General features: G+C 69.6%; 24 protein-coding genes. 15 read left to right on the top strand and 9 right to left on the bottom strand.

Annotated elements, in window-relative coordinates; translation table 11 throughout:
* Nucleotides 1–63 precede the first annotated feature (63 nt).
* Nucleotides 64–807, bottom strand: coding sequence for a prepilin peptidase (locus F3H57_RS15025; protein WP_188129702.1), 744 nt, complete (start codon nt 805–807; stop codon nt 64–66).
* Nucleotides 808–916: 109 nt separating this feature from the next.
* Between F3H57_RS15025 and gspG the strand changes: the two genes are divergently transcribed.
* From gspG to gspM, 7 genes are read left to right on the top strand one after another with little or no spacing between them, the layout of a single operon-like run.
* A complete protein-coding gene (gspG, locus tag F3H57_RS15020; protein WP_149756740.1) occupies nt 917–1,372 on the top strand; it encodes a type II secretion system major pseudopilin GspG in 456 nt (151 codons plus the stop codon).
* A complete protein-coding gene (locus tag F3H57_RS15015) occupies nt 1,357–1,806 on the top strand; it encodes a prepilin-type N-terminal cleavage/methylation domain-containing protein (protein WP_149756739.1) in 450 nt (149 codons plus the stop codon). The genes gspG and F3H57_RS15015 overlap by 16 nt, the downstream gene beginning before the upstream one ends.
* Nucleotides 1,797–2,165 carry a prepilin-type N-terminal cleavage/methylation domain-containing protein gene (locus tag F3H57_RS15010; RefSeq protein WP_149756738.1) on the top strand — a complete coding sequence of 123 codons (369 nt, stop codon included), beginning with the start codon at nt 1,797–1,799 and terminating at the stop codon, nt 2,163–2,165. Before F3H57_RS15015 ends, F3H57_RS15010 begins: the two co-directional genes overlap by 10 nt.
* Complete coding sequence (locus F3H57_RS15005; protein WP_149756737.1) at nt 2,162–2,803, top strand: type II secretion system protein GspJ; 642 nt, start codon at nt 2,162–2,164, stop codon at nt 2,801–2,803. Before F3H57_RS15010 ends, F3H57_RS15005 begins: the two co-directional genes overlap by 4 nt.
* Nucleotides 2,800–3,702 (top strand): type II secretion system minor pseudopilin GspK, encoded by a 903-nt coding sequence (gspK, locus tag F3H57_RS15000; RefSeq protein WP_149756736.1) that lies wholly within the window; start codon nt 2,800–2,802, stop codon nt 3,700–3,702. Before F3H57_RS15005 ends, gspK begins: the two co-directional genes overlap by 4 nt.
* Before the next feature lie 9 nt (nt 3,703–3,711).
* Complete coding sequence (gene gspL / locus F3H57_RS14995; protein WP_149756735.1) at nt 3,712–4,857, top strand: type II secretion system protein GspL; 1,146 nt, start codon at nt 3,712–3,714, stop codon at nt 4,855–4,857.
* A complete protein-coding gene (gene gspM / locus F3H57_RS14990; RefSeq protein ID WP_149756734.1) occupies nt 4,854–5,336 on the top strand; it encodes a type II secretion system protein GspM in 483 nt (160 codons plus the stop codon). Before gspL ends, gspM begins: the two co-directional genes overlap by 4 nt.
* Here gspM and F3H57_RS14985 read toward each other — a convergent pair.
* Nucleotides 5,333–5,851: an outer membrane protein assembly factor BamD gene (locus F3H57_RS14985; RefSeq protein WP_149756733.1), complete on the bottom strand. Its 519-nt coding sequence runs from the start codon at nt 5,849–5,851 to the stop codon at nt 5,333–5,335. The two genes, gspM and F3H57_RS14985, sit on opposite strands and share 4 nt — an antisense overlap.
* A gap of 122 nt (nt 5,852–5,973) precedes the next feature.
* Between F3H57_RS14985 and F3H57_RS14980 the strand changes: the two genes are divergently transcribed.
* Together F3H57_RS14980 and gspD are read left to right on the top strand one after the other, a co-directional pair.
* Nucleotides 5,974–6,462 carry a hypothetical protein gene (locus F3H57_RS14980; protein ID WP_149756732.1) on the top strand — a complete coding sequence of 163 codons (489 nt, stop codon included), beginning with the start codon at nt 5,974–5,976 and terminating at the stop codon, nt 6,460–6,462.
* Nucleotides 6,463–6,588: 126 nt separating this feature from the next.
* Nucleotides 6,589–8,538 (top strand): type II secretion system secretin GspD, encoded by a 1,950-nt coding sequence (gene gspD, locus F3H57_RS14975; RefSeq protein ID WP_149756731.1) that lies wholly within the window; start codon nt 6,589–6,591, stop codon nt 8,536–8,538.
* A gap of 224 nt (nt 8,539–8,762) precedes the next feature.
* Here the strand turns inward: gspD and F3H57_RS22270 are convergent, their stop codons facing one another.
* Genes F3H57_RS22270 through F3H57_RS14955 form a run of 5 tightly spaced genes read right to left on the bottom strand, consistent with a single transcriptional unit; the run spans nt 8,763 to nt 14,111 of the window.
* Complete coding sequence (locus F3H57_RS22270) at nt 8,763–8,915, bottom strand: hypothetical protein (RefSeq protein WP_188129701.1); 153 nt, start codon at nt 8,913–8,915, stop codon at nt 8,763–8,765.
* Nucleotides 8,912–10,138, bottom strand: a complete 1,227-nt coding sequence (locus tag F3H57_RS14970; protein WP_149756730.1) for a formate dehydrogenase subunit gamma — start codon at nt 10,136–10,138, stop codon at nt 8,912–8,914. Before F3H57_RS14970 ends, F3H57_RS22270 begins: the two co-directional genes overlap by 4 nt.
* Nucleotides 10,135–10,731: a formate dehydrogenase FDH3 subunit beta gene (gene fdh3B, locus F3H57_RS14965; protein WP_149756729.1), complete on the bottom strand. Its 597-nt coding sequence runs from the start codon at nt 10,729–10,731 to the stop codon at nt 10,135–10,137. The genes F3H57_RS14970 and fdh3B overlap by 4 nt, the downstream gene beginning before the upstream one ends.
* 13 nt (nt 10,732–10,744) lie before the next feature.
* Nucleotides 10,745–13,897, bottom strand: coding sequence for a formate dehydrogenase subunit alpha (locus F3H57_RS14960; RefSeq protein ID WP_223163089.1), 3,153 nt, complete (start codon nt 13,895–13,897; stop codon nt 10,745–10,747).
* Between the two features lie 19 nt (nt 13,898–13,916).
* Nucleotides 13,917–14,111: a formate dehydrogenase gene (locus F3H57_RS14955; protein WP_149756728.1), complete on the bottom strand. Its 195-nt coding sequence runs from the start codon at nt 14,109–14,111 to the stop codon at nt 13,917–13,919.
* A 234-nt stretch (nt 14,112–14,345) separates the two neighbouring features.
* Here F3H57_RS14955 and F3H57_RS14950 point away from each other — a divergent pair, with 234 nt between their 5' ends.
* Genes F3H57_RS14950 through F3H57_RS14940 form a run of 3 tightly spaced genes read left to right on the top strand, consistent with a single transcriptional unit; the run spans nt 14,346 to nt 18,000 of the window.
* Nucleotides 14,346–14,855, top strand: a complete 510-nt coding sequence (locus F3H57_RS14950) for a 2Fe-2S iron-sulfur cluster-binding protein (protein ID WP_149756727.1) — start codon at nt 14,346–14,348, stop codon at nt 14,853–14,855.
* Nucleotides 14,852–15,826, top strand: coding sequence for an FAD binding domain-containing protein (locus F3H57_RS14945; RefSeq protein WP_149756726.1), 975 nt, complete (start codon nt 14,852–14,854; stop codon nt 15,824–15,826). The genes F3H57_RS14950 and F3H57_RS14945 overlap by 4 nt, the downstream gene beginning before the upstream one ends.
* A complete protein-coding gene (locus F3H57_RS14940) occupies nt 15,823–18,000 on the top strand; it encodes a xanthine dehydrogenase family protein molybdopterin-binding subunit (RefSeq protein WP_149756725.1) in 2,178 nt (725 codons plus the stop codon). Before F3H57_RS14945 ends, F3H57_RS14940 begins: the two co-directional genes overlap by 4 nt.
* Nucleotides 18,001–18,048: 48 nt before the next feature.
* Here F3H57_RS14940 and F3H57_RS14935 read toward each other — a convergent pair whose 3' ends face one another.
* Both F3H57_RS14935 and F3H57_RS14930 read right to left on the bottom strand, forming a co-directional pair.
* Nucleotides 18,049–19,167 carry a sensor histidine kinase gene (locus F3H57_RS14935; RefSeq protein WP_149756724.1) on the bottom strand — a complete coding sequence of 373 codons (1,119 nt, stop codon included), beginning with the start codon at nt 19,165–19,167 and terminating at the stop codon, nt 18,049–18,051.
* The gene (locus tag F3H57_RS14930) at nt 19,133–20,575 is read right to left on the bottom strand and encodes an ATPase domain-containing protein (protein WP_188129700.1); all 1,443 of its coding nucleotides are present in this window, start codon (nt 20,573–20,575) and stop codon (nt 19,133–19,135) included. The genes F3H57_RS14935 and F3H57_RS14930 overlap by 35 nt, the downstream gene beginning before the upstream one ends.
* A 188-nt stretch (nt 20,576–20,763) precedes the next feature.
* On the opposite strand from F3H57_RS14930, the gene F3H57_RS14925 reads away from it, so the two are divergent.
* From F3H57_RS14925 to metH, 3 genes are all read left to right on the top strand, one after another.
* The gene (locus F3H57_RS14925) at nt 20,764–21,108 is read left to right on the top strand and encodes a response regulator (protein ID WP_188129699.1); all 345 of its coding nucleotides are present in this window, start codon (nt 20,764–20,766) and stop codon (nt 21,106–21,108) included.
* Nucleotides 21,109–21,242: 134 nt separating this feature from the next.
* On the top strand, nt 21,243–22,298 hold the full coding sequence (locus tag F3H57_RS22980) for a homocysteine S-methyltransferase family protein (RefSeq protein WP_149756721.1): 1,056 nt from the start codon (nt 21,243–21,245) through the stop codon (nt 22,296–22,298).
* Nucleotides 22,295–24,955, top strand: coding sequence for a methionine synthase (gene metH / locus F3H57_RS14915; protein WP_149756720.1), 2,661 nt, complete (start codon nt 22,295–22,297; stop codon nt 24,953–24,955). Before F3H57_RS22980 ends, metH begins: the two co-directional genes overlap by 4 nt.
* The last annotated feature ends 18 nt before the right edge of the window (nt 24,956–24,973 follow it).

Below are 24,973 nucleotides of genomic sequence, written 5' to 3'. Positions count from 1 at the left end.
CCGAGAATGGGCAAGGGCGCCGCGAGCCTAGCCCGGATCGTGTGGCCAGGCGAGATGCGAATCTCAGGCCGTGAGCGACTGGCACCAGATCAGCGCCGCCGCCGCCCCGAGCGCGGCGCCGAAGGGGATGGGCCGCGTCGCCCGCAGGCGCGCACCCCGCACCGACCCGAAAACCGCGACCGCGACCCCGGCCAGCGCCGCGATCAGCACCGTCAGCGGCAGGTCGGAAGGACCGACAAGTGCCCCGACCCCGGCCATCATCTTCACGTCGCCCAGGCCGAGCCCCTCGCGCCCCCGCAGTCGCTGGTATCCCACGCGCAGTGTCCAGAACGCCCCGGCGCCAAGGACGGCGCCAAGCATCGCTTGTGCCGGGGCCGGACTGCCCGGCAGCCACAGGCTCGCGGCCAGAGCCAGCGCCAGCAGCGTCGCGTTCAGGCTGTCCGGCAGTCGCAGCCAGCGCAGATCGCACAGCGCGAGCGCCTGCAGCGTCCACAGCACAGCCGCGACCGGCCAGGCCCCGGCACCCGGCGCCGCGGCCAGCGCCACCGCGGCCAGCCCGGTCGCAAGGACCTCCGAGTACAGCAGCATCGGCGGGATCGCAGCGCCGCAGCCGCGGCAGCGTCCGCCGGCCAGGGCATAGGACAGGATCGGCACGATCTCTGTCGGGCGGAGCGTGCTGCCGCAGGCGCGGCAGAACGACCGCCGGCGCACCACGCCCTCGCCGCGCGGCAGACGGTCGGCGAGCAGGCCGAGAAAGGAGCCCATGGCAGGCGCGATCAGGAGAAGAAGGAGAGATTGCACCGGCATGGCGCATCCCTTAGGCCCGCCCGCGCCGTGCTGTCCACCGCGCCGATTGTCAGGCGCGCGCGGCGTTTCTATGATCGCGCCCGACAGGGCAGGCTGGGGGCAGGACCGTATGACATCGACGGAGACGGAGGACACGGCGCGAAGGGGTGACGCCGGGTTCACGCTGCTGGAACTCATGGTAGTGGTGGTGATCCTTTCGATCCTCGCGCTCGTCGTCGTGCCGCGGGTGATCGACCGGCCCGATCAGGCCAGGGCCGCCCGCGCGCAATCGGACATCGCCGCGATTTCCAGCGCGGTGAACCTCTACCGTCTGGACAATTTCCGCTATCCCACCACGGAACAGGGCCTGCAGGCGCTGGTGACCCGCCCCAGCGCCCCGCCCGAGCCCGAGAACTGGCCCGAGGGGGGCTACATGGACCGTGTGCCGGAAGACCCCTGGGGCCAGCCCTACCAGTATCTCCAGCCCGGCGTGCACGGGGATTTCGACGTCTTCACCTACGGCGCGGACGGGGTCGCGGACGGCACCGGCGCGGACGCGGATATCGGGTCATGGACCGGCGGCTGAGCGCACGCGCCGGCTTCACGCTGATCGAGCTTCTGGTCGTGGTGGCGGTGCTGTCCGTCGTCGCCCTCGGCGCGGGCCTGACGCTCGCCCGCGCGCCGGGGACGGAGCCCGACCGCGCCGCGCTTCTGCGTGCCTTCGACGACGCCCGCCGCGCCGCGGTGACCGGCCAGGTCTGGCACGGGCTGAGCCTCGCGCGGCGCGAGATGGTGCCGATGCGTCTGAACCCCGATTACGGTTGGGTGCCGAGCGGTCCGGCGCAGGCCTGGCGGGGGCAGGCGTCGGTGCGGACGCCGGACCCCGCGGCGCCCGGCGGGCCGCAGATCGTTTTCGCGCCGACGGCGGAGACCTCGCGGGTGGAGATCGTCCTGCGGCGGCGTGGCGCGGGGACGGTGATCTGCCGCGCGGACGGCTGGTCGGGTCTGTCATGCGACTGAAGCGGACGCGGGGCCTGACGCTGATCGAACTGGCCGTCGCGGTCGCGGTGCTCAGCCTCGGCACACTGGCGGCGATCCGGGCGCAGGATGCGGCCAGCCGGTCGCTGGGCCAGGCGATGCCGCGCCTCCTCGCCGGCGTCGCCGCCGAGAACCGCGCCCAGGAACTGCGCCTCGCCGGGGCCGCCGCCGGGCGCGGGCTGCCGGGATCGGTCACGCTCGGCGGGTTCGATATCCGCTACGAGACGACGTTCCGCGAGACCGCCGGCGGCCTCGTGGAGGCGCGTATCCGGGCGGTCAGCGAGACCGGGCCCGGCGCGCTCCTGACCGTCTGGCTGCCGCCGCCGGGGACTGGCGGATGAGCCGCGCGCGCGGATTGTCGCTGATCGAGCTGGTAGTCGCGCTGGCGGTCTTTGCGCTGGTCGCGACGATGGGCTTGCAAGCGCTGACCGGCACGCTGCGTGTGCGCGACCGGCTGCACGCCCAGGCGGAGGCGGCCGAGGATCTCGGCGTCGCCCTCAGCCTCCTGCGTTCGGACCTCTCGGCGCTGGTGCCGATGATCGACCGGCCGGGCGACGGGCGGTCCGGCTCCGCCCTCGCGGCCGACGGCGCGCGCGGGATCGCGATGTCGCTCGCCGGGCAGGCGCGCATCGGCGGCGGCGCGGGGCCGGGACTCGCCCGCGCCACATGGCGGATCGAGGGCGACATGCTGACGCGCAGCCTGCGCCCGACCCTGTCGCCCTCCGGCGGCGGCGCGTCGCCCGGCATGGCGGTTCTGGGCGGTGTCACCGCGCTCGAAGTGCGGACGCACTGGCCCGATCTCGGCTGGATCCGCGGCACCCAGCCGCGCACCGCCGCAACGCCGGCGACCCGCGAAACCGACGCCGACAGCGGCCCGGTGGTGCGCGAGCAGTATTCCGGCGCCCTCCCTGAGGCGGTGGAGGTCACGCTTGTGACCCGCGACCACGGCCGGATCGCGCTGGTGGAGAGCCTCAGATGATCGGATCGCGTGGCATCGTCCTGTTGAACGCGCTGGTGCTGGTGGCGGCGCTCGCGGGGGCGACCGCGCTTTTGCTTGCGCGCGCCGAACGCCAGCGCGTCATGCAGGCCGAAACCAACGAGGCCGCACAATTGCGGCTCTATCTCGGGGCCTACGAGGCGCTGGCGATCCGGCTCTTGACGGAGCCCGGCCCTGTGGATCACCCGGGCGAGGCCTGGGCCGAGGCGGCGCGTAACGTGACTCTCGATCGCGGAGGGGTGTCGGGCCGCATCGTCGATCTGCAGGGCCGGCTCAACGTCAACTGGCTGACGAATCCCGAAGATGCCTGGGCACGGGACGCCTTCGAGCGGTTGGCGGCCCGGATCGGCGTGCCGCAATCGGCGATCCGGGCCATCGCGCAGGCGGTGTCGCCGGAGGGCGCGCCCCCGGGGCCGTTCGCCCGTCGCGCCCCGCCCGAGGCGCCGCCGGCCGGCCCGGTTCTGATGCTCGAACAACTGGAGGGTCTGCCCGCTCTCGCTTCGCGGGATTACGCGCGCCTTCGCCCCTTCGTGGCGGCGCTGCCGGGGAGCAGCGCGCTCAACCTTAACACCGCGCCGGCGGAGGTGCTGCGCGCCGCGCTGCCCGGCCTGCCGGAGGGCCGCATCGCCGAGATCGTCGCTACGCGGCAGCGCGACCCTTTCACCGCCGTCGACGCCGCGCTTGCCAGTTTCGGCGCGGCGGGGGCGGAGCTTGACGAGACCCGCTTTGCCGTCGGCAGCACGTGGTTCCGGGCCGAGATCTCGGCAAGCCTGCCGGGTCGGAGGCGCTCCCGCGTTGCGGTGCTCGAGCGGCAGCCGCTTCCCCGGGGCGTCCGCGTCGCCTATCGTCTGGACGACGCGCCGCGCCCGCCGGCGCCCTGAAGGACCGAGATGGCCGAGGATCTGCCCTTTCACGACATCGAGGCCGGCCCGCCGCCCCACGGGCGGCACGTTGCGCTCGTGCCGGGGGCCGAGGCGCCGCTCCTGACGCTCGATCTGCCCGCGAAGCTGACCGGCAGCGCGCGCGAGGAGGTCGCGCGCCGCCAGCTTCGCGACCGCATCGGCGCGGAGGGCGAGCGGGTGGAGCTGCGCCCCTACGCCCTGCCGCGGTCGCGGACGCCATGGCGCCGCGCCGTCGTGGCGGACCGCGCGTGCCTGTCGGACTGGCGCCGCCGCGCCGGGCCGGGCTGTCGCGCGGTGTTGCCCGATTACCTCGCGCTGCCGGCGGCGGAGGGGCTCTGGACCGTCGCGGTGGAAGCGGAGGCAGTGCGCGCCCGGCTCGGCCCCGGCGACGGCTTCAGCGCGGAGACGCCGCTGGCGTGCGGCATGCTGACCCGTGCGCTGGCCGACGACAGGCCGCGGGCGATCCTCGCGCCCGGCGAGGTGCCGGACTGGCTGACGGCGTTTGCCGCGGCTGCCGATATCCCGCTCGTCACTGAAGCCGCTGCGCTGGGCGCACTCGGGATCGGGGCGCCGGGGATTCTGGCGAATGGGGAGATGGCACTCGACCTGCGCGCCGATCCGCAGGCGGCGCGCGCGGCCCTGCGCGGGGCGATCCTGCCCTGGCGCTGGCCGCTTCTGGCCGGGGCGCTGGCCGCCGCGATCTTCGCCGCTGCCGAGATGCTGCGGCAGCGTGCGCTCGAGGCCGAGATCGCGTCGGTCCGCACGGCGACCATGGAGGTCGTGCGCGAGAGCTTCGTGCCTTCGGGTCCGATCCTCGACGTGCGCGTGCAGGTGGCCCGCGCGCTCGACGCGCGCACCGCCGCCGCCTCCGGGGCCGCCGCGCGCCCCGATCCGGTCGCGCTGCTTCAGCGTGCGGCGTCCGTCATCGCCGACACGGGGGTGGTGACGCAGGAGGTGCGCTACCTGCCGAGCGAAGGTCTGCGGCTGGCGGTCACCTTGGGGGACTTTGCGGCCGCGGACGCGCTGGTCGCCGCGCTGGGCGAGGCCGGTCTCGCGGCCGATCTCGCTGAGGCGCGTGTGAGCGACGGCCGTTCCGGCGTGCGCGCGGAGATCCGGGTGGAGGCGTCAGAATGATCGACGCGCTCCTGCGACTTGCGCCGCGCGAACGCTTTCTGCTGGGCGTGCTGGTGCTGCTTGCCCTGCCGGCGGCGGTCGCCTTCGGCGTCCTTCTGCCGTTGGTGGAGGAGCGGCGCGCGGCCGAGGCCGCGCTGGCAGAGGCCCGGGCCGTGAACGTCTGGGTGACAGAGCGCGCGGCCGAGATGGCGGCGCTCGCCCCGGCGGAGCGGGCGGGCCCGCGCGATCCCGTCGGCCTGGCCGGGCTGGAACGAAGCCTGATCGGCGCCGGTTTGCGGGATGTGGTGGCAGAGCTGTCGAACGCCTCGGGTGGCGGCGTGACGCTCGCCTTCGACGACGCGCCCTTCACCGATCTTGCGGCGTGGCTCGACACCTCGGACCCGTACTGGGGCTACGACATCGAGGAACTGCTGCTCGAGCGGAGCGACGCGCCCGGCCTCGTCCGTGCCGATCTGCGGCTGGTGCCGCAGGGGTCCTAGCCGAGCCGCTCCAGCTGCACGCCGAGGCTGGTGTTGCGTCCGGCCAGCGCGCCTGCCGGGTCGAGGTCCGGTGCGTTTGCCAGAACCTCTGTCATGCCGGTCCTGGCCGACGTCATCAGCGTGCGCGCCGCGTCCCGGTCGCCGGCCGTCATCGCCACGAGGCCAAGTTCGTGCTCGGCCGTGGCCTGCACAGCAAGCGCCGCCAGCCGGTTCTGACCATCGAGCGCCACGACCAGCCGCTGCGCTTCGCTCCGGGCGCGGGCGTAGTCCTCCGCGCGCAGAAGGGTGTGGGCGTATTCCAGGCGGATCCGAGGCGTGAGGGCCCCGGCCTCGGGCACCAGCTTCATGTAGCCGCGTTCGGCGCTGTCGTAGCGCCCGGCCTCCAGCGCGGTCCGCGCGGCGGTGTAGCCCTTGCGAAATTCGCCCGAGCCGCCGGTCGGGGCGCCGGCGCAGCTCGCCAGGCCGAATGCGACCGCCCCGAGGGCGCCCGCGCGAAGGATCGCGGTGAGTGTCATGTCCTGCCCGTTTTGTCTTTTGTGCTTTTACGGAAAGGGTATCATGGCGCCCGCTGCCCGGTCCACGATGCGCGCGTGGGGCCGGCGCGGCTGTGGCGCAATTGCCCGCGAGAAGGAGAGCGATGCGGTATCTCGCCCATGTCCTGACGCTGTGTGCGCTGGCCGGTGCGGCGCTGGCCGCGCAGAACCTGCGGCAGGCGATCGCGGCGCCGGTGCCCCCGCACACCGACGCGGCCGGAGGTCCGACCGAGACCGCGACTCCGACCGAGGCAACACGCGAACCGCTGCCGCCTGGGCACTGGCCCGCGCTCTTCGGCGCCGTCGAGCTGCCCGAGCCGCAGCCCCCCGCACCGCCCGAACCGGCGGCGGAGCCGCAGCCCCCGGCCCCGCCCGCTCCGCCGCTCGCCTCGCTTGGTTACAGCCTCAAGGGCCTTGTCAGCAGCGGCACCGCGCGCTGGGCCATCGTCTCTCACCCCACCGGGGAAAGGCTGCTTCGCATCGGGGATGCGCTGCCCGACACGCCCTATACGGTGACGGCCATCGACGTGCGCGGCCTCTGGGCGAGCGCCTCGCCCGAGGCCGAGCCGCAGCTTCTGGGGTTCGCCGAATAGCGCGAAGGTGCACGGGCAGGCCGGCAACTCCGGTTTTGCGGTATCGCGCGGAGTCCGCTATACTCGGCGTCAATCACAAGAACGCGCCACCGGGTCCAATCGGGGGCCGAGGCGGAGAGAGCAGCCATGAAAGACTTCCTGCGGTCGTGTCGCAGGCGCGCCGTCGCAGGTGCGCTCGCCGTCTGCCTGGCGCTCGCCGCGCTGCCCTCGGCGGCGCCCGCGCAGGTCGCGCTCGACCTGCGGGACGCCGATCTGCGCAGTTTCGTGGAGATCGTGTCGGAGGCGACGGGCCGCAGCTTCGTCCTCGATCCGGGGGTGCGCGGGACGGTCACCGTTCTGGCGCCGAGCGACATGGCGCCGGCCGCGCTCTACGAGGTGTTCCTCAACGTTCTGGAGCTCAACCGCCTGACCATCGTGGAGGGTGTGGAGGCCGACCGCATCGTGCCCCTCGGCTCCGCGCGGGAGCTGTCGCCGGGCGCGGCGACGAGCGGCTACGAGACCCGCGTGATCCCCTTGCGCAACCTCACCCCCGCCGAGGCGGTGGAGGTGGTCCGCCCTCTTCTCCCGGCCGAGGCGGTGATCTCCACGGTGCCGGGGTCGCGCCTCCTGATCCTGTCGGACCGCACGCCGAACCTGCGGCGCATCACCGGGCTGATCGATCGGCTCGACGTGCCCGCCGCCGACCCGATCGAGCTGGTGCGCCTGCGCAATGCCGACGCCGCCGAGGTGCTCCAGGTGATCCAGGGCATGAACATCGTCGGCGATCGCGCCAGCGTGACCGTCGACCGCCGCTCCAACGCGCTGGTGGTGTCGGGGCCCGAAAGTCTGCGCCAGCAGGTGCGGCTTCTGGCCGGGCGACTCGACGGGCAGCAGGACACGGTGGCGTCGCGGGTGGTGCAGCTCAATTACGCCGACCCCGCCGCGCTGGCCGGGGTCGTGCTGCAAAGCGTCGGAGCCGGCGGTGAGAGCGGGCCCTCGGGCGAGGTGCGCATCGTGCCCGAGCCGCAGACCTCCTCGCTTCTGGTGACGGCGCCGCAGGACCGCATGGGCGATATCGTCAACATGATCCGGCATCTCGACAGGCGGCCGACCCAGGTGCTTGTCGAAGGCGTGATCTTCGAGATGTCGGTGGAAGGGTTCTCCGACCTTTCCGCGCAGTTCGCCGGGATCCTGAACGACGCGGTCGTGGGCGGCGTCCAGTTCTCTCTCGAGGGGCGGCCGAGCCTGACCTCTCTCGTCTCGGCGCTCCTCAACGACCAGAGCGCCGATGCCGGGCCCGGCGCGGTGATCGGTGGCGTGCCCGGCAATTACGACCGCGGCTTCGCCGGGTTCCTGTCAGCCATCGCGCGCACCCAGTCGACGCGGCTCTTGTCGACCCCGTCTATCCTGACCCTCAACGGCCAGGAGGCGGAAATCGTGGTGGCGCAGAACGTGCCCTTCGTCACCGGCTCGTTCGCGCAGGTCGGCGAAAGCGCGGTGCCCGACAACCCGTTCCAGACCATCGAGCGGCAGGACGTCGGCCTGACCCTGACCGTGACGCCGCAGATCAACGCGGACGAGACCGTGAAACTGGATGTGAGCCAGGAGGTGTCGAATCTCACCAGCAGTCAGTCCTCGGCCGGAGGCGAGATCACCGCCAAGCGGGCGCTGACGACGACGGTGCTGGTGCAGGGCGGCAACGTGGTGCTGCTGGGCGGGCTTCTGGAGGACGGCTGGGGCACGCAGACGCAGCGCGTGCCGGGGATCTCCAGGCTGCCGGTCGTCGGCGGGCTCTTTCGCGGCAAGAACCGGTCGAAATCGCAGCGGGTGCTGTTGATCCTGCTGCGCCCGAGGGTGGTCAATTCCGAGACCGAAGCGGAGCGTCTGACCCGCGAGATCGCCCGCGAGGCCAAACAGGCGACTCTGGCAATGCGCAATGGCGACGAGGGGAATTTTCCGGACACGCCGGAGCCGGCGATGCCGTTCGACGGGGTGAACCTGAACCAGCCGTTCGATGCCGGCGTGATCGACGAGGCGGCGCGCCGCCGCAACCTGCCGCCGCTGCCCTCGCGGCTGACTTTCGACGGGAAGTACTGACAGGGCGGTCGGGCCGGTGGAGGGTGCGGGAGTGGGGGCCAGCCCCCACACCCCCGGGATATTTTCGGACAGATGAAACCAGGGGCGCGGGCGGCGGTTTTTGCGCTGTCCGCGAGGCGCAATTCAGCGATTGCGGGTGGGACGTGGGCGCGTGGCGATCGGACCTTCGCGAGTGGCGCGCGGCGATCCTGCCGCTGCGCGCCCTGCACGGTTGCGTCGAGCCGTCAGTCAGTGTCCCACGAGGTGGCGTGGTCGAGCAGGACCACCGAGCCGTCCTGGTAGCGCTCGGCGGTGGACTGGTCGAAGCTGAGGAGCGCGGTGTAGGTGAGAACGGCGCCCAGTGCGACGAGCGCCGTGCCGGTCACGAATGCCTTCATGATGCGCCTCCTTCAGCGGGTTCTTCTTCGCGCAGCCAGAGCTCGTGGTGATCCTCGGCCCAGTTGCGGTCGACCCGGCCGCTCCACATCGCGTGGATGGCGCCGTGCATGCCGACCGAGCCGATGTAGATGTGGCCCAGGAACACGGCGATCAGCAGGACCGCGATCGCGGCGTGGATCAGCATCGCCCAGCTCATCCCGCCGATGTCGAGCCAGTAGAACGGGAACATCAGCGTCACACCGGTGGCGACCATGACGAGCCCGCCGAGGATCGCCGACCAGAAGATGAGCTTCTGGCCCGCGTTGAACTTGCGCGCCGGCGGGTGCGGGCCGTCATCCGAGAAGAACCCGCCGCCCTTGGCGATCCAGTTGATGTCGAGTTTCGAGGGCAGGTTCCGGCCCGTCCACATCACCGCCATAACAACGAGGCCGAGAAAGAAGGTCGGCGCGAACAGCACGTGCCCCCAGGTCGACCACCAGCCGAGCGTGCCCATCGCCCGCTCGCCCAGCGGCACGAACAGCGTCTCGCCGTAGGCGATGGCGATGCCGGTAAAGGCGAGGCCGAGGAAGCTGACCGCGGTCAGCCAGTGGGTCGCGCGCTCCACGAAGCCGAAGCGCTTGACCGACCGGCCGCTCTTGCCGCGGCGGATCGGTACCCGGCCGCGGAGGGCGAGGACGGCGGACAGAAGGAACGCCATGCCGAGGATCGCGAGCGCCCCCATATGGGTGATGACGTCCGACATGCCGAGGCGCCAGTCGCGCGCGAAGGGGCGTTCGTAAAGCGCGGCGTTGCTGTAGGGCAGGGACGAGATGCCCTCGACCCGGCCGGGCTCGTGCATCATCGCGGCTGTGTCCTCGTCCGGTACCGACCAGGCGCGGGTCAGCGCCGCGCCGTCATCGAGCGGCGTCTGCTCCAGCGCGAAATCCTGCGACAGTGCCCCTTCGGGCGCGTCGGCCTCTGGCGAGGGGCCGGTGCGGAAGCGTTCGTCCAGAAGCCGGGTCCGCGCAGTCAGCGCCTCGGAGGCGAGCGTGCCGCTGCCGGCATCGCCGGCGCCCTCGGAGGCCACCCGCCAGGCCGCTTCGGGCTGAACGGTCGAGTCGGCGCTGAACAGCACCGTCACCTGCCAGGCCAGCAGCACGAGGAACAGCAGCGCCGACAGCGCGCCGGCGATGCGATACCCGGTGAAGTCGCGGCCCCGGACGCCGCCGTCCGTCTCGCTCATGCCCCGTCCTCCGGATAATAGGCGGTGTTCCAGCCCCAGGCGCCCGAGCCGAAGCCGCGATGCACGACCCGTTCGCGGTAGATCTCGCCGATGGTCTCTCCGTCACCGGCAAGCAGGGCGCGGGTGGAACAGACCTCGGCGCAGATCGGCAGCTTGCCCTCGGCGATGCGGTTGGTGCCGTACTTGCGGTACTCGGCCTCGGAATGGTTCTCTTCCGGGCCGCCGGCGCAATAGGTGCACTTGTCCATCTTGCCGCGGCTGCCGAACAGCGTCGACTTGGGGAATTGCGGCGCGCCGAACGGGCAGGCGTAGAAGCAGTAGCCGCAGCCGATGCAGGTGTCCTTGTCGTGCAGCACCACGCCGATATCGGTCTGGTAGAGCGTCGAGACCGGGCAGACCGACACGCAGGGGGCATCCGTGCAGTGCATGCAGGACGTGGCGATGGACTTCTCGCCCGGCTCGCCGTCGTCGATGGTCACGACGCGGCGGCGCACCATGCCCCAGGGCACTTCGTGCTCGTTCTTGCAGGCGGTTGCGCAGGCGTTGCACTCGATACAGCGCTCGGCGTCGCACAGAAACTTCACGCGGGCCATGCGGGCTCCTTCCTCAGGCTTTCTCGACGCGGCACAGGGTCGCCTTGGTTTCCTGCATCTGCGTCACGACGTCGTAGCCGTAGGTCTGAACGGTGTTGGACGCCTCGCCCATCACGTAGGGCTTGGCGCCTTCGGGATAGCGGTCGTGGATGGCCTCTCCCATCCACATGCCGGCGAAGTGGAACGGCATGAACACCGTCCCGGCGCCGACGCGGTTGGTGACCATCGCCTTGACGCGGATGCGGCCCTCGGGCGTTGCGATCCAGACCCAGCCGCCGGTCTCGATGCCGGCGTCGCCGGCATCGGAGGGGCTGATTTCCGCGAACATCTGCTGCTGGAACTCGGCCAGCCAGGGGTTCGAGCGCGTCTCGTCGCCGCCGCCCTCGTATTCGACCAGCCGGCCGGAGGTGAGCGCGAGCGGGAACTCGGAGCTGTAATCCTGCTCCTGCACTGAGCGGTAGAGCGACGGCAGGCGCCAGATCTTCTTGTCCTCGAAGGTGGCGTAGTCGGGCAGGAGATCCCGGCGATTGGTGTAAAGCGGCTCGCGGTGCTGTGGCACCTCGTCGGGGAAGGTCCAGACCACGGCGCGGGCCTTGCCGTTGCCGAAGGGGGCAAGACCGTGCGCGATGGCGACGCGCTGCACGCCGCCCGACAGGTCGGTCTTCCAGTTCACGCGGGCGATCTTTTCCGACAGGGAGGCGTCATCGGCCTCGTCGGTCTGCGGGTTGGCCTGCAGGTAGGCCTCGATCGCCGCCAGCGCGTTGTCGGGGTAGTTGGGGAAGAAGCCCTCGGCCTCCCCGGGCTGCATGCGGTCGCCGCCACTGCCGCTGGACCCCTGCCAGGAGCCGTCGGTCTGGGCGTTAGCGCCGCCGCCGCCGCTCTGCCCGCTGCGCACGGCCTCCTCGAGCGCGCGCATCGCCTCGCCGACCTCGGCATCCGACATCTCGAACATCTCCCAGCGGAAGCGGTCGGCGGCCACGGCCACGATCATCAGCTTCTCGCGGTCGGTGAGCTCGTTCGCCCAGCCGAGCGCCTCGAGCATGTTCACGGTGATCTCGGGGTAGCCGTCCTCGATCTCCGATCCCTGGGTGAAACTGTCCTCTGCCAGAAGGTTCTCGCCCTCGTGCGACACGCCCCAGCGGGCGCGGAAGGGCAGACCGCCCTCGGCCACGCTCTTGGAGGTGTCGTACAGGAGGGGCGTGCCGGGATGGCCCTGCTCGGGCCGGCCCCAAGAGGGCCAGGGAAGGCAGTAATAGTCGCCGTCGACGTCGCCGCCCTTGCCCAGAAGGGTGACGGAATCGAAGCGGTGCTGCTGCTCCATGTGCGCCTTCAGGCGCTCGGGACTCGGTCCGGTATAACCGATGGTCCAGGTGCCGCGATTGATCTCGCGCAGCGTGTCCTCGGGGCTCGGCAGGTTGCCGTCGACGCCGATATGTTTCCACATCTGGTCGGCGAAGCCGAGCCGCTGGGAGAACAGGTAAAGGATCTCGGTGTCGGCCTTGGCCTCGAACATCGGGTCGATGACCTTCTCGCGCCACTGGATCGAGCGGTTGGAGTTGGTGACCGAGCCGGCCATCTCCATCGTCGAGCCGGACGGCAGAAGGTACATTCCGTCCGGCTTGTCGGCCTCGATGGCGGTCTGCGTCGGGTATGGGTCAACGACCACGACGAGGTCGGCGCGCTTCCACGCCTCCTGCCGGTCGGGGCCGCGCGTCTGGCTGTTGGAGGCATGGCCCCAGAAAAACACCGCGCGCAGCGGATCGGGCTGGTCTAGCGCGTCGCCCTCTTCCATCACGCCATCGGGCCAACGGCTGACGGGGATGCCCGGCGCCTCCATCAGGTCCTTGGACGTGAAGCGACCGCGCAGCCACTCGTAATCGATGTCCCAGACCCGGCCCCAGTGCTTCCAGGCGCCTTCCTTGAGCCCGTAATAGGCCGGCAGCGTGTCGCAGGACACGCCGAGATCGGTGGCGCCCTGCACGTTGTCATGGCCGCGGAAGATGTTCGCGCCGCCGCCCGACAGGCCGATATTGCCGAGGATGAGCTGCAGCACGGACGCCGCGCGCGTCTTGTTGTTGCCGATGGTCGACTGGGTCAGCCCCATGCACCAGATCAGCGTGCCGGGCCGGTTCTCGGCGAGGGTGCGGGCCACGCGCTCGAGCTGCTCGGGCGGGATGCCCGAGACGCGCTCGACCTCCTCGGGGGTCCACTTGGCGACCTCCTCGCGGATCTTGTCCATGCCGTAGACGCGCTGGCGCAGGTATTCCGCGTCCTCCCAGCCGTTGTCGAGGATGACCTTCGCAAGCCCCCACAGGAAGGCCACGTCGGCGCCGGGGCGGATGCGGACATATTCGTCGGCATGCGCGGCGGTGCGGGTGAAGCGCGGATCGACGACGATCAGCGGCGCGCCGTTTTCCTTGCCGTTCAGCACGTGCAGCATGGAGACGGGATGCGCCTCCGCGGGGTTGCCGCCGATGATGATGATCGACTTCGACTTGCGGATGTCGTTGTACGAATTGGTCATCGCGCCGTAGCCGAAGCTGTTGGCGACGCCCGCGACGGTGGTCGAATGGCAGATCCGCGCCTGGTGGTCGACGTTGTTCGTCCCCCAGAGCGCCGCGAATTTGCGGAAGAGATAGGCCATTTCGTTGGAGAACTTGGCCGAACCGAGCCATTCCACCGCGTCCGGCCCGGTCTCTTCGCGGATGCGCATGAGCTCGGTGCCGATCTCCTCGATCGCCTGGTCCCAGGAGATGCGGACCCATTCGCCGCCCTCCTTCTTCATCGGATACTTGAGGCGACGCTCGCCGAGCGCGATCTCGCGCGTGGCAGCGCCCTTGGCGCAATGGGTGCCCTGGTTGATCGGGCTCTCGAAGACGGGTTCCTGCCCGGTCCAGACGCCGTCGCGCACCTCGGCCCAGATGGAGCAGCCGACCGAGCAGAACGGGCAGACCGTCTTGCGCTGCTCCGCCTGCGGCACGGCCGCGCGCGACACACCCTCGGGCCCCGCCGCGTGGGCCACGAGCCCGCCGGTGCCACCAATGGCGCCGAGCCCGCCGATGGTCAGGCCGGAGCGCTTGAGGAACCCCCGCCGGTCGATGCCGGAACGGTCCGAGGTGGTGAAGGACTGGCGGGCGGTGCGCGGCGCGCTGCGGCGTTTGAGCAAGCTGGCCTCCGTTGTTCGATCAGCTCCGGGCGAGCGCGTAATAGGTGCGGACGTGGTCGGTGTCGGGCATCACCGGATCGTGGCGCGGGTTCCCGTCCGGGCGCTCCGCCGTCTCAACGGCAGGTGCGCTCGCGGCCGCCGCCGGCGCGATAGTCGCGGGAAGGACCGCAAGGCCCGTCAAGACGGATCGACGCGAAGTGGCATCGGACGGCATGGCAGATCTCCCTGGCTGTCCACGTCACGTCGGCTAAAGTTTGCCGGCGCAAAGATGTTCCCGAAAAAATTCTTTTGTGATCGCGGAAGTTGCCGGGGGGGCACCCGAGGTGTTGCCCTGCCTCACCCGACGTAATGCGGCAACGTGGCAGATCCCGGAAAGATGCAGGGGAACAAGGCGGCTCCGAACCTGTTCTCGGATTCAGCGAGCCAGACACAGCACGCCGGAGATGTCATGAAGATCACCCTCACCATCAACAAGCACGCGCAGACGGTCGACGTCGACCCGCGCGTGTCTCTGCTCGACGCGCTGCGCGGCGAGCTTGGCCTGACGGGCTCCAAGAAGGGGTGCGATCACGGGCAATGCGGCGCCTGCACCGTTCTCGTGAACGGGCGCCGGATCAATTCCTGTCTCAGCCTCGCCGTGATGCACGACGGCGACGAGGTCACCACTGTGGAAGGCCTCGCCAACGGCGAGCTGTCGCCGCTGCAGGCCGCCTTCGTGGAACATGACGGGTTTCAGTGCGGCTTCTGCACGCCGGGGCAGCTGTGCTCTGCGACAGGCATGCTGGGCGAGCTGGAAGACGGCTGGCCGAGCCACGCGAGCGACTCGCTCGAGGGCGGCTACGAGCTTACCGAGGAAGAGTTGTCGGAGCGGATGAGCGGCAATCTCTGCCGCTGCTCCTGCTATCCCGGCATCAACGCCGCGATCCGCCAGGCGGCGGAGAAGGACGGTGCCGCATGAAACCCTTCGATTACGTGCGCGCCGAAGACCCCGCCGCGGCCCGCAAGGCTGCTGCCACCGCGGGCGCGACCTTCATTTCGGGCGGGACCAACCTTCTCGACCTGATGAAGCTTGAGGTGATGGCGCCCGACACGCTCGTCGACATCTCGCGCCTGCCGCTGGATGGCATCGAGGACCACGAGGGCGGCCTGCGCATCGGCGCGACGGTCACCAACAGCGATCTTGCGGCCGATATGCGGGTGCGCCGCGTCTACCCGATCCTGTCCCGCGCCCTGCTGGCCGGGGCCAGCGGCCAGCTCCGCAACAAGGCGACCACGGGCGGGAACCTGCTGCAGCGCACGCGCTGCCCGTATTTCTACGACACCGACACGCCCTGCAACAAGCGAACGCCCGGTGAGGGCTGTGCCGCGCTGGGCGGCGAGACGCGCAACCACGCCATCCTCGGCACGTCCGATCACTGCATCGCGCTGCATCCCAGCGACATGGCTGTTGCGATGCGCGCGCTGGGCGCGCAGGTCGAGGTAGAGGCCGCCGACGGCACCACCAAGCTTCACGAGATGGACGACTTCTACCGTCTGCCCGGCGACACGCCGCATATCGAGACGGTGCTTCAGCCCGGCGATCTCATCACCGCGGTGCGTCTGCCCGCGCCGCAGGGCGACCGGCAGGTCTACCGCAAGGTGCGCGACCGCGCATCCTATGCCTTTGCTCTCGTCTCCGTCGGGGCCGTGATCCGAATGGAGCAAGGGCGTATCGCCCATGCCGGCGTCGCCTTCGGCGGGCTCGGCACGAAGCCGTGGCGCGATCCCGAGGTCGACGCTCTCCTGACCGGTAACGCGCCCTCGCGCGAGCTGTTCGACGAGGCGGCCGATACGCTGCTGCGGGGTGCCAAGGCGCAGGACGGCACCGAATTCAAGCTCCCGCTGGCGCGCCGCGTCCTGCGGGCCACCCTTGAGGAGGCGACGCAATGAGCCTGGACCTGAAAGTCGACGGACAGAGCGAGGATCGTGCGGAGGGATATGCTCAGGGCATCCTCGGCACCCCGATGGACCGGCCCGACGGCGAGGCCAAGGTCACCGGCGCGGCGACCTATGCCGCCGACGAGGTGCCCGAGGGGTGCCTGGTCGGCATGCTGGTGCGCGCGCCCGGTCATGGCCGGATCGAGGTGCTGAACCTCGACGAGGTGCGCAATTCGGACGGCGTGCGCGCGGTGATCCGTGATCCGCGCATGATCCGCAACGCTGCGCAGGGCACCGCCAACCAGGCGCCAGTGCAGGGCGTGGACAAGGCGGACTATATCGGCCAGCCGGTCGCCCTCGTGGTCGCCGAAAGCTTCGAGACCGCGCGCCACGCCGCGCATAGCCTGAAGCTGCGCACCGACGGCAGCCCCGGCATCGTCAATCCCGAAGACGCCGAGCCGGAGGGAGAGCCGGACACCACCACCGGCGATCTCGATGGCGCGATGTCGAGTGCGGCGCATTCGGTCGACGTGATCTACACCACCGCCAGCTCCGTCAGCGCGGCGATGGAGCCGCACGCGACGCTGGCCTGGTGGGACGGCGACCGCCTGACCGTGCGTTCGGCGTTGCAGATGCTGAAGTACAACCGGAACGAACTGGCCGACAGCCTCGAGATCGACCCCGAGAACGTGCGTCTGCTGGCGCCATTCGTCGGCGGCGGTTTCGGTTCCAAGCTTGGCATCAGTGCCGATGCCGTGGCCGCCGCCATCGCCGCGAAGGAGCTCGGCCGGCCCGTGCAGGTGGTTCAGCATCGCCGGCAGGTGTTCGAGACGGTCACCCGCCGCTCCGAGACCCGCCAACGTATTCGGCTGGCCGCGGACGCGGAGGGGCGGCTTTCGGGCATCGGCCACGAATCGCTGGTCTCCAACCTGCCCGGAGAGGGCTTTGCGGAGCCGGTCGCACAGGCGACGCACTTCGCCTATGGCGGCGCGCACCGGGTGATCGGCGAGCGGCTGGCGCGGCTCAACCGGCCCGCCGCCGGGTCTGTCCGCGCGCCCGGCGAGGCGGTCGGCGTGACCGCGTTCGAATGCGCGATGGACGAGCTTGCCTCGGATGTCGGCATCGACCCGGTGGAACTGCGCCTGCGCAACATCCCCGACAAGGATCCCGAAAGCGGCATCCCTTTTTCCTCGCACATGCTGGAGCGGTCGCTGCGCGAGGGCGCGGAGCGTTTCGGCTGGGCGGCACGCGACGTCGCGCCGCGCGCCCGGCGCGAGGGCGAATGGTGGATCGGCACCGGCATGGCCGCCGCCTTCCGCGTCAACCTGATGATGGAGGCCGAGGCCCGCATCGCGCTGTCGCCCGAGGGTGCGGTGGTCGAGACGGACATGACCGATATCGGCACCGGGACCTATGCCATCCTCACCCAGATCGCGGGTGAGGCGCTGGGCCTGCCGGCAGATCGCGTCGAGGTCCGTCTGGGCGATACGACCTTCCCGCCGGGCTCCGGCTCCGGGGGCTCCTTCGGCGCGGCGACGACGGGCAACGCAGTCTGGCTCGCGGCGCAGGAGATCCGGCAGGCGATCGCCCAGCGGATGAACTGCGACGAGGCCGACCTGACGCTGAAAGACGGCACGGCGATCTGCGGCAACGAGAGCCGCCCGATCGCGGAGCTGCTGGACGGCGGGTCGCTGAACGGTCACGGCCACGTCACCGCCGGGGACGCCTTCTCGGACGTGCGGCAATCCACCTTCGGCGCGCATTTCGCCGAGGTCGCGGTCAACGACGTGACCGGTGAGGTGCGGGTGCGCCGGATGCAGGGCACCTTCGCCTGCGGTCGTATCCTCAACGAGAAGACCGCGCGCTCCCAGTGCCATGGCGGCATGACCTGGGGGATCGGCATGGCGCTGACCGAGGGCCTGACTCACGACCGGCGCGACGGCCATATCGTCAACCGCGACTTCGCGGAATACCACATGGCGGTGAATGCCGATGTCCCGCCGCTCGACGTGCACCTGCTGGAGGAACGCGATCCCTGGTCCGGCCCGCTGCAGGCCAAGGGTCTGGGCGAGCTCGGCATCTGCGGCGCGGGCGCGGCGGTGCTGAACGCCGTGCATCATGCCTGCGGCGTGCGCGTGCGCGACATGCCGGCCACGCCCGACCGCGTGCTCGCCGGGCTGGAATGACTTCCGGCGATGGTGCCCGCGCCTGAGGTGCGGGCACCCCGCGCAGCGTTACTGCGCCGCGGAACGCGGATCCTCCGCCATCTCGAAGGCGTCGGGGTCTATCCGCGCGTGCCACGCCACCCCGTCCTCCGCGAAGTCCAGCGCAGCGGAGGCCTTGCCCGCGAGGAAGCTGCCGATGACGCGGGTGCCGAGACCCTGGCGCTCTGGCGGCTCCACCTTCGGGCCGCCGTTCTCCTTCCAGACCAGATCGAGCTCCCCTGTCTCGCCGTCCGGCTCCCACGTGACGTCCACGCGACCGTCCTCCACCGACAGCGCCCCGTATTTCGCGGCGTTGGTGGCCAGTTCGTGCGTCACCAATGCAAGGTCGAAGGCGAGCCTCTCGCTGACCGTGACCGCGGGGCCGCTCAGCCGCAGTTGCTCCGAGGAGAACGCGTACGGCTGCACGTGCTCGCGCAGTAGATCGCCGAGATTGCGCAGCGCGGAGCCTTCCTGCGTCAGACTGACATGCGCATCGGTGAGCGCGCGCAGCCGCACCGCAAAGGACCGGGCGAAGCTCTCCAGGTCCTTCGCCCGCCGCACCGACATGGAGAACAGCGACTGCAGCACCGCGAGGCTGTTGCGCGTGCGGTGGCGCAGCTCGCTCAGCAGGAAGCGGCGGCGCTCCTCCTCGCGGGCAAGGTGGTCGAGCAGATCGCGCGTCTCGAACTGGCGCCGGCGGGCCTCGGCCTGCGCCTCGAAGACGCGGTGCAGGACGGTCGCCTTGGCGGGGCGCTCCAGCACGATGAAGGGCGGCGCATGCTCCTTGCGGTCGAGGATGCGGCAAGCCGGCGGCAGCCGTTGCGCGCGGGACACGAGGAAGACGATGGGCAGGCGCGCCCATGACGGTTCATTCGACAGGGTCCGGTCGAGCACGCGTCCCGCCTCTGAGTTTGCACCTTCCTGGCTGACGACGAGGAACAGCACGCGCTCTGGCCCGTTCGCATCGAGATACGCGCCGAGCGCACCGGCAGAGTCGCACACCTGTACCGACAGACCGCACGCCGCCACCCGCCGCGACAGCGCGTCCGCGTCGGCGTCGAGGGGCGCCAGGATCAGGACGGGAGGAGAATTCGCGTCCGGCTCCGGCACCGCCTTATTCGGCGCTGAGCTCGGATGCGTATCTTGCACGTTCCTCGGCCTCCTCCGATAGCGGTATGATCTCTACGCCGCCGGTCCGGATGATCAATTGTTCGATGTTGCGTTCGTGTTCGCTGTGGCGCTTCTTCAGCACTGCGATCGAACGGCGGATCTCGGCCCGCGACTCGTACTGGCGCAGCAGGATGATGGAATCCGCGAGGAAACTCGTGTCGATGCTGGTGGTCGGCGGCTCGCCCAGCAGACCGTGCTGGGACAGCGTAATGATTACCAGGACCTCGCGGCGCGTCAGGTGCTGCAGCAGCGCCTGCATGTGCGTCATCACGTGGCGGCGATCGGGGAGAGCTTCGAAATAGCCGCTGAGGCTGTCGATGACCACCAGTCGGGCGCCCTCGTCCACCGCGCCGAGGACCGCGTTGGCAAATTCGCCCGGCGATACCTCGGCCGGATCGAAATGGTGCAGGTTGAGCCGCCCGGCCTCTTCCTGCGGCACGATGTCGAGGCCGACGCCGCGCGAACGGTTGCGCAGCACTTCGGGCCGTTCCTCGAACAGGAACATGGCCGCCGGCACGCCGCGATCGGCGGCGGCGCGCGCCAGGAGGGTTGCGATCGTCGACTTGCCGCTGCCCGATTGCCCGGAAACCAGCGTCGTGGTGCCGAATTCGAGGCCGCCGCCCAACAGCCGGGCGAGCGGTTCGTGCGGCGGCTCAAGCCGTTCCTCGAGGTCGGCCGGCTCCGCCTCTTCGGGGATGACCCTGGGAAACACCTCGATTCCCCCCGTCGCGATGCGAAAATCGTGCCAGCCTTCCTTGAACGGGGCGCCGCGCAGCTTGACCACCGTCAAGCGCCGCTGGGTCACGCCGATGGGCGGCGTGACGGCGTCCAGCTTTATGACCCCGTGCACCACGCCCTCGGCGTTGCGCTGCCCTTCCGCCTGTTCGAGGTGGTCGATCAGCATCGAGGTGCAGCCGCGTTCGCGCAATTGTCGGCGCAGCATCAGCAGTTCCCGCCGATAGACGGAATCGGCGGAAGCGAGCATGCGCAGCTCGAGCAGGGAATCGAACACGAAGATGTCGGCTTCGGACGTCTCCAGCACCTCGCCCACACCCTCCATGAGCTTGACGAGATCGGCTTCGTCGCTCTCGACCGAGAAGGTGCGCTCGCCGGCGCCGAGTTCGGGCGTGAACACCTCGATCCCCGAGATGTCGAGCCCGTGGGACGAGGCGATCATCTCAAGCTCCGGCCGTGACTGAGCCACGCTGACGAAGAGCGCGCGTTTCCCCGCCGCCGCACCGGCGACGAGGAAATGCAGCGCCAGCGTCGTCTTGCCGGTGCCGGGCGCGCCCTCGATCAGCATGATGCGGCCGTCCGGGTAGCCCCCTCTCAGCACACGGTCGAGCCCCGGCACGCCGGTCGAGATGCGGTCTTGCGGTTCCGCCACTGTATCCCCCTTCGTACGCCAAGAGCGCCCGCCGCTGATGCGAAAGGTCTGTCCCAGGCGGAATTCTTTTCGTGCTTGATGCAAACATTAAAGTGCAAGGATGTGATTTCAACCATCGCATCGCATTCGGCAGGCGACGGGCCGGGCGCTTTGAGCTACACGGATCGAGGGCACCGGCCGGGGGCGACGTGAAGATACTGATCTGCGAAGACGAGGCGGTCATCGCGCTGGCGCTCGAGGACCTGCTGGAGGACCTCGGCCACGAGGTGGCGGGAAGCGTCCGCGATTCGAGCGCGGCGCTCCGCGTGGCCCGTGAGCGCGGGGCAGAGCTTGCCATTGTCGATCTCGGGCTGGCCGACGGGTGGGGCGGCCCGCGGCTTATCGACGAACTGAGCGCGCTGGGCGTCGGCTGCATCGTGGTCTCGGGCCAGGCCGAAGACCTCGACGCGCCCGAGGTGACGGTCGGCGTCCTGTCCAAGCCCGTGGACGAGCGCAAGCTGGCCGAGCTGATCTCCCGGCACGCCCAGCGCTGAGAGCCCGCTCTGCGACGAGAAAAGCCGCATCGCCAGGAAATCATAATGTTTATGAGTGGAATTCACCTGGACTGAGGGTGAAGTTGAGCCCGATAACATATATACACCGCCTCGATCTGCTCAGGAGGCAATTTATGGCCAAGACCGATATCACCCAGGCGGCTGCGGAACGAATCCTCGTCCTCGACGGCGCGATGGGCACGATGATTCAGGCCGAACGCCCCGACGAAGCGACTTATCGCGGCGACAGGTTCAAGGACCACGGCACCGACGTGGGCGGCAACAACGAGTTGCTCAGCCTCACCCAGCCGGACATGATCCGCGGGATCCACAAGGATTTCCTCGATGCGGGGGCGAACATCCTCTGCACGAATACCTTCGGCGCGAACGCGGTCAGCCAGGCCGACTACCAAATGGAAAGCCTGTCCTACGAGATGAACGTCGAGAGCGTCCGGCTCGCGCGCGAGGCCGTCGAGGCGAAGATGGAAGAGGACGGGCAGCCGCGCTGGGTCGCAGGCGGCATCGGGCCGACGAACCAGACCGCGTCGATCAGCCCGGACGTGAACGACCCCGGCTATCGCGGCATCACCTTCGACCAACTTGCGCAAGCCTATGGCGAGGCCGCGAAGGGCCTGATCGACGGCGGGGCGGAAGTGATCCTGATCGAGACGATCTTCGACACGCTGAACGCCAAGGCGGCGATCTTCGCCATCGAATTGTTGCGCGACCAGGGCGTCGCGGTGCCGCCGCTGATGATCTCGGGCACCATCACCGACCGCTCGGGCCGCACCCTGACAGGCCAGACGCCGGAGGCGTTCTGGGCCTCCATGAGCCATGCGCGCCCGTTCTCCATCGGGCTCAACTGCGCGCTGGGCGCGGGCGAGATGCGCCAGCACGTGCGCACGCTGTCCGAGGTCGCGGACACCCGGATCAGCGCCTACCCGAACGCCGGCCTGCCCAACGAGATGGGCGGCTACGACGAGACGCCCGAGGAAACCGCGGCGCATCTCGAGGAATGGGCGACCTCCGGGCTCGTCAATATCGTCGGCGGCTGCTGCGGCACCACGCCGGACCACATCGCCGCCATTGCCAAGGCGGTCGAGGGCAAGGCGCCCCGCCCGATCCCCGAGAAGGTGCGCAAGATGCGCCTGTCGGGCCTTGAAATGTTCGAAGCAGGGAGCGCGGCATGACCGGTATCGCCACATTCATCAACGTCGGTGAGCGTACCAACGTCACCGGCTCCGCCAAGTTCAAGAAACTGATCATGGAGGGCGACTACGCCACCGCCCTCGATGTCGCCCGCCAGCAGGTGGAAAACGGCGCCCAGATCATCGACGTGAACATGGACGAGGGCCTGCTCGACAGCGAGCAGGCGATGACCACTTTCCTCAACCTCATTGCCTCGGAGCCCGACATCTCCCGCGTTCCGGTGATGCTTGACAGCTCCAAGTTCGAGGTGATCGAGGCGGGCCTGAAATGCGTGCAGGGCCGCTCCGTGGTGAACTCCATCTCGCTCAAGGAGGGCGAGGAGGCGTTCCTCGAACAGGCGCGCACGATCCGCCGCTACGGCGCCGCCGTCGTGGTCATGGCCTTCGACGAGAACGGCCAGGCCGAGACCGCGCAGCACAAGTACGAGATCTGCCGTCGCTCTTACGACCTTCTGGTCGAGAAGGCGAAATTCGATCCCTGGGATATCATCTTCGATCCCAACATCTTCGCCGTGGCGACCGGGATCGAGGAGCACAACGATTACGCCAACGCGTTCTTCGAGGCGATCAAGCTGATCAAGGCGGACATGCCCGACACCCACATTTCGGGCGGGCTGTCGAACGTGTCGTTCTCCTTCCGGGGCAACAACCCGGTGCGCGAGGCGATGCATTCGTGCTTCCTCTACCACGCGATCCCGCTCGGCATGGACATGGCGATCGTGAACGCGGGCCAGATCACCGTCTACGACGACATCCCCGACGAGCTGCGCGAGCGGGTCGAGGACGTGCTGCTGAACCGCCGCGACGACGCGACGGAGCGTCTGCTTGAGATCGCGGACAAGTACCGCGGCTCCGGCGAGGCGGCGAAGAAGGAAGACCCCAAGTGGCGCGAGCAGGCCGTGGAGAAGCGGCTGGAACACGCGCTGGTGCACGGGATCACCGATTACGTCGTCGACGACACCGAGGAATGTCGCCAGCGCGCGGAAAAGCCGCTCGACGTGATCGAGGGGCCGCTGATGGACGGCATGAACGTGGTCGGCGACCTCTTCGGCGAGGGCAAGATGTTCCTGCCGCAGGTGGTGAAGTCCGCCCGTGTGATGAAGGCCGCCGTGGCGCACCTTCTCCCCTACATGGAGGAGGAAAAGAAGAAGTCCGGCGACACCTCCGCCAAGGGCAAGGTGCTGATGGCCACGGTGAAGGGCGACGTGCACGACATCGGCAAGAACATCGTCGGCGTCGTTCTGCAGTGCAACAACTACGATGTCGTCGACATGGGCGTGATGGTCCCGACCGAGGACATCATCGCCAAGGCGAAAGAGGAAAAGGCCGACATCATCGGCCTGTCGGGCCTCATCACCCCGTCGCTCGACCGCATGGTCGACGTGGCGTCCGAGATGAAGCGCCAGAACCTCGACCTGCCGCTGCTGATCGGCGGCGCGACGACCTCCAAGAAGCACACCGCGCTGAAGGTCGCGCCGGAATACGACCACGGCGTGATCCACGTGGATGACGCGTCCAAGGCCGTGGGCGTGGTCTCGCGCCTTCTGTCCAAGAAGATGCGCACCGAGTACCTCGAGGAGATCCGCGCGGATCAGGAGAAGCTGCGCGAGGGCGCGGCCGGCCAGAACGAGCGCGTGAAAACGCCGATCGCCGAGGCACGGGCCAACCGCTTCGACGGCGGCTGGGACGAGTACGTGCCGCCGAGCCCGCAGGTGCCCGGCCTGACCGTGGTCGACGACATGAGCGTCGCGGAGATCGCCGAGTACATCGACTGGACGCCGTTCTTCAACACGTGGGAGATGAAGGGTGTCTACCCGGCGATCCTGAACGATCCGACTAAGGGTCCGACGGCGCGCGAGCTCTTCGACAACGCGCAGAAGATGCTCGACCGGATCATCGCCGAGGAATGGTTCAAGCCGCGCGGCGTCGCGGCGATCTGGCCCGCGAACTCGGACGGCGACGACATCCTCGTGTGGGAGGACGAGAGCCGCGAGAAACTGCGCGCACGGATGCCGCAGCTGCGCCAGCAGGGGCAGAAGTCGAAGGGCAAGCCCTCGATGTGCCTTGCCGATTTCATCGCGCCGAAGGGCACGCCGGACTGGATCGGCGGCTTTGCGGTGACCGCTGGCGAAGAGGTGCATACCCGCGCCGACGCCTACAAGGCGGCGGGCGAGGATTACGATTCGATCCTCGTGCAATCGCTGGGCGACCGGATCGCGGAGGCCTTCGCGGAGGCGCTGCACGCCCGCGTGCGCCGCTCTCTCTGGGCCTTTGCGCCCGACGAGGGGCTCGATAACGAGGCGCTGATCAAGGAAAAGTACCGCGGCATCCGCCCGGCGGCCGGCTACCCGGCCTGCCCTGACCACACGGAGAAGCGGACGCTGTTCGACCTGCTGGACGCGCCGACGAACACGGGTCTCACACTGACCGAAAGCTGCGCGATGTGGCCGGCGGCGGCGGTGTCGGGGCTCTATTTCGCGCATCCCGACGCGGCCTATTTCGGCGTCGGCCGGATCGGCCCGGATCAGGTTGCCGATTACGCCGCGCGCAAGGGTATGGAGATCGAGGAGATCGAGACCTGGCTCGCGCCGAACCTCGGCTACAAGCCCGATCGTGGCGCCGCCGCGAAATCGGCGTAAGAAACCGGGGTGGGCGGG

Source organism: Roseivivax sediminis, assembly GCF_900112685.1.
Lineage (GTDB): Bacteria > Pseudomonadota > Alphaproteobacteria > Rhodobacterales > Rhodobacteraceae > Roseivivax > Roseivivax sediminis.
This window is presented reverse-complemented; position numbering and strand designations above follow the sequence as displayed.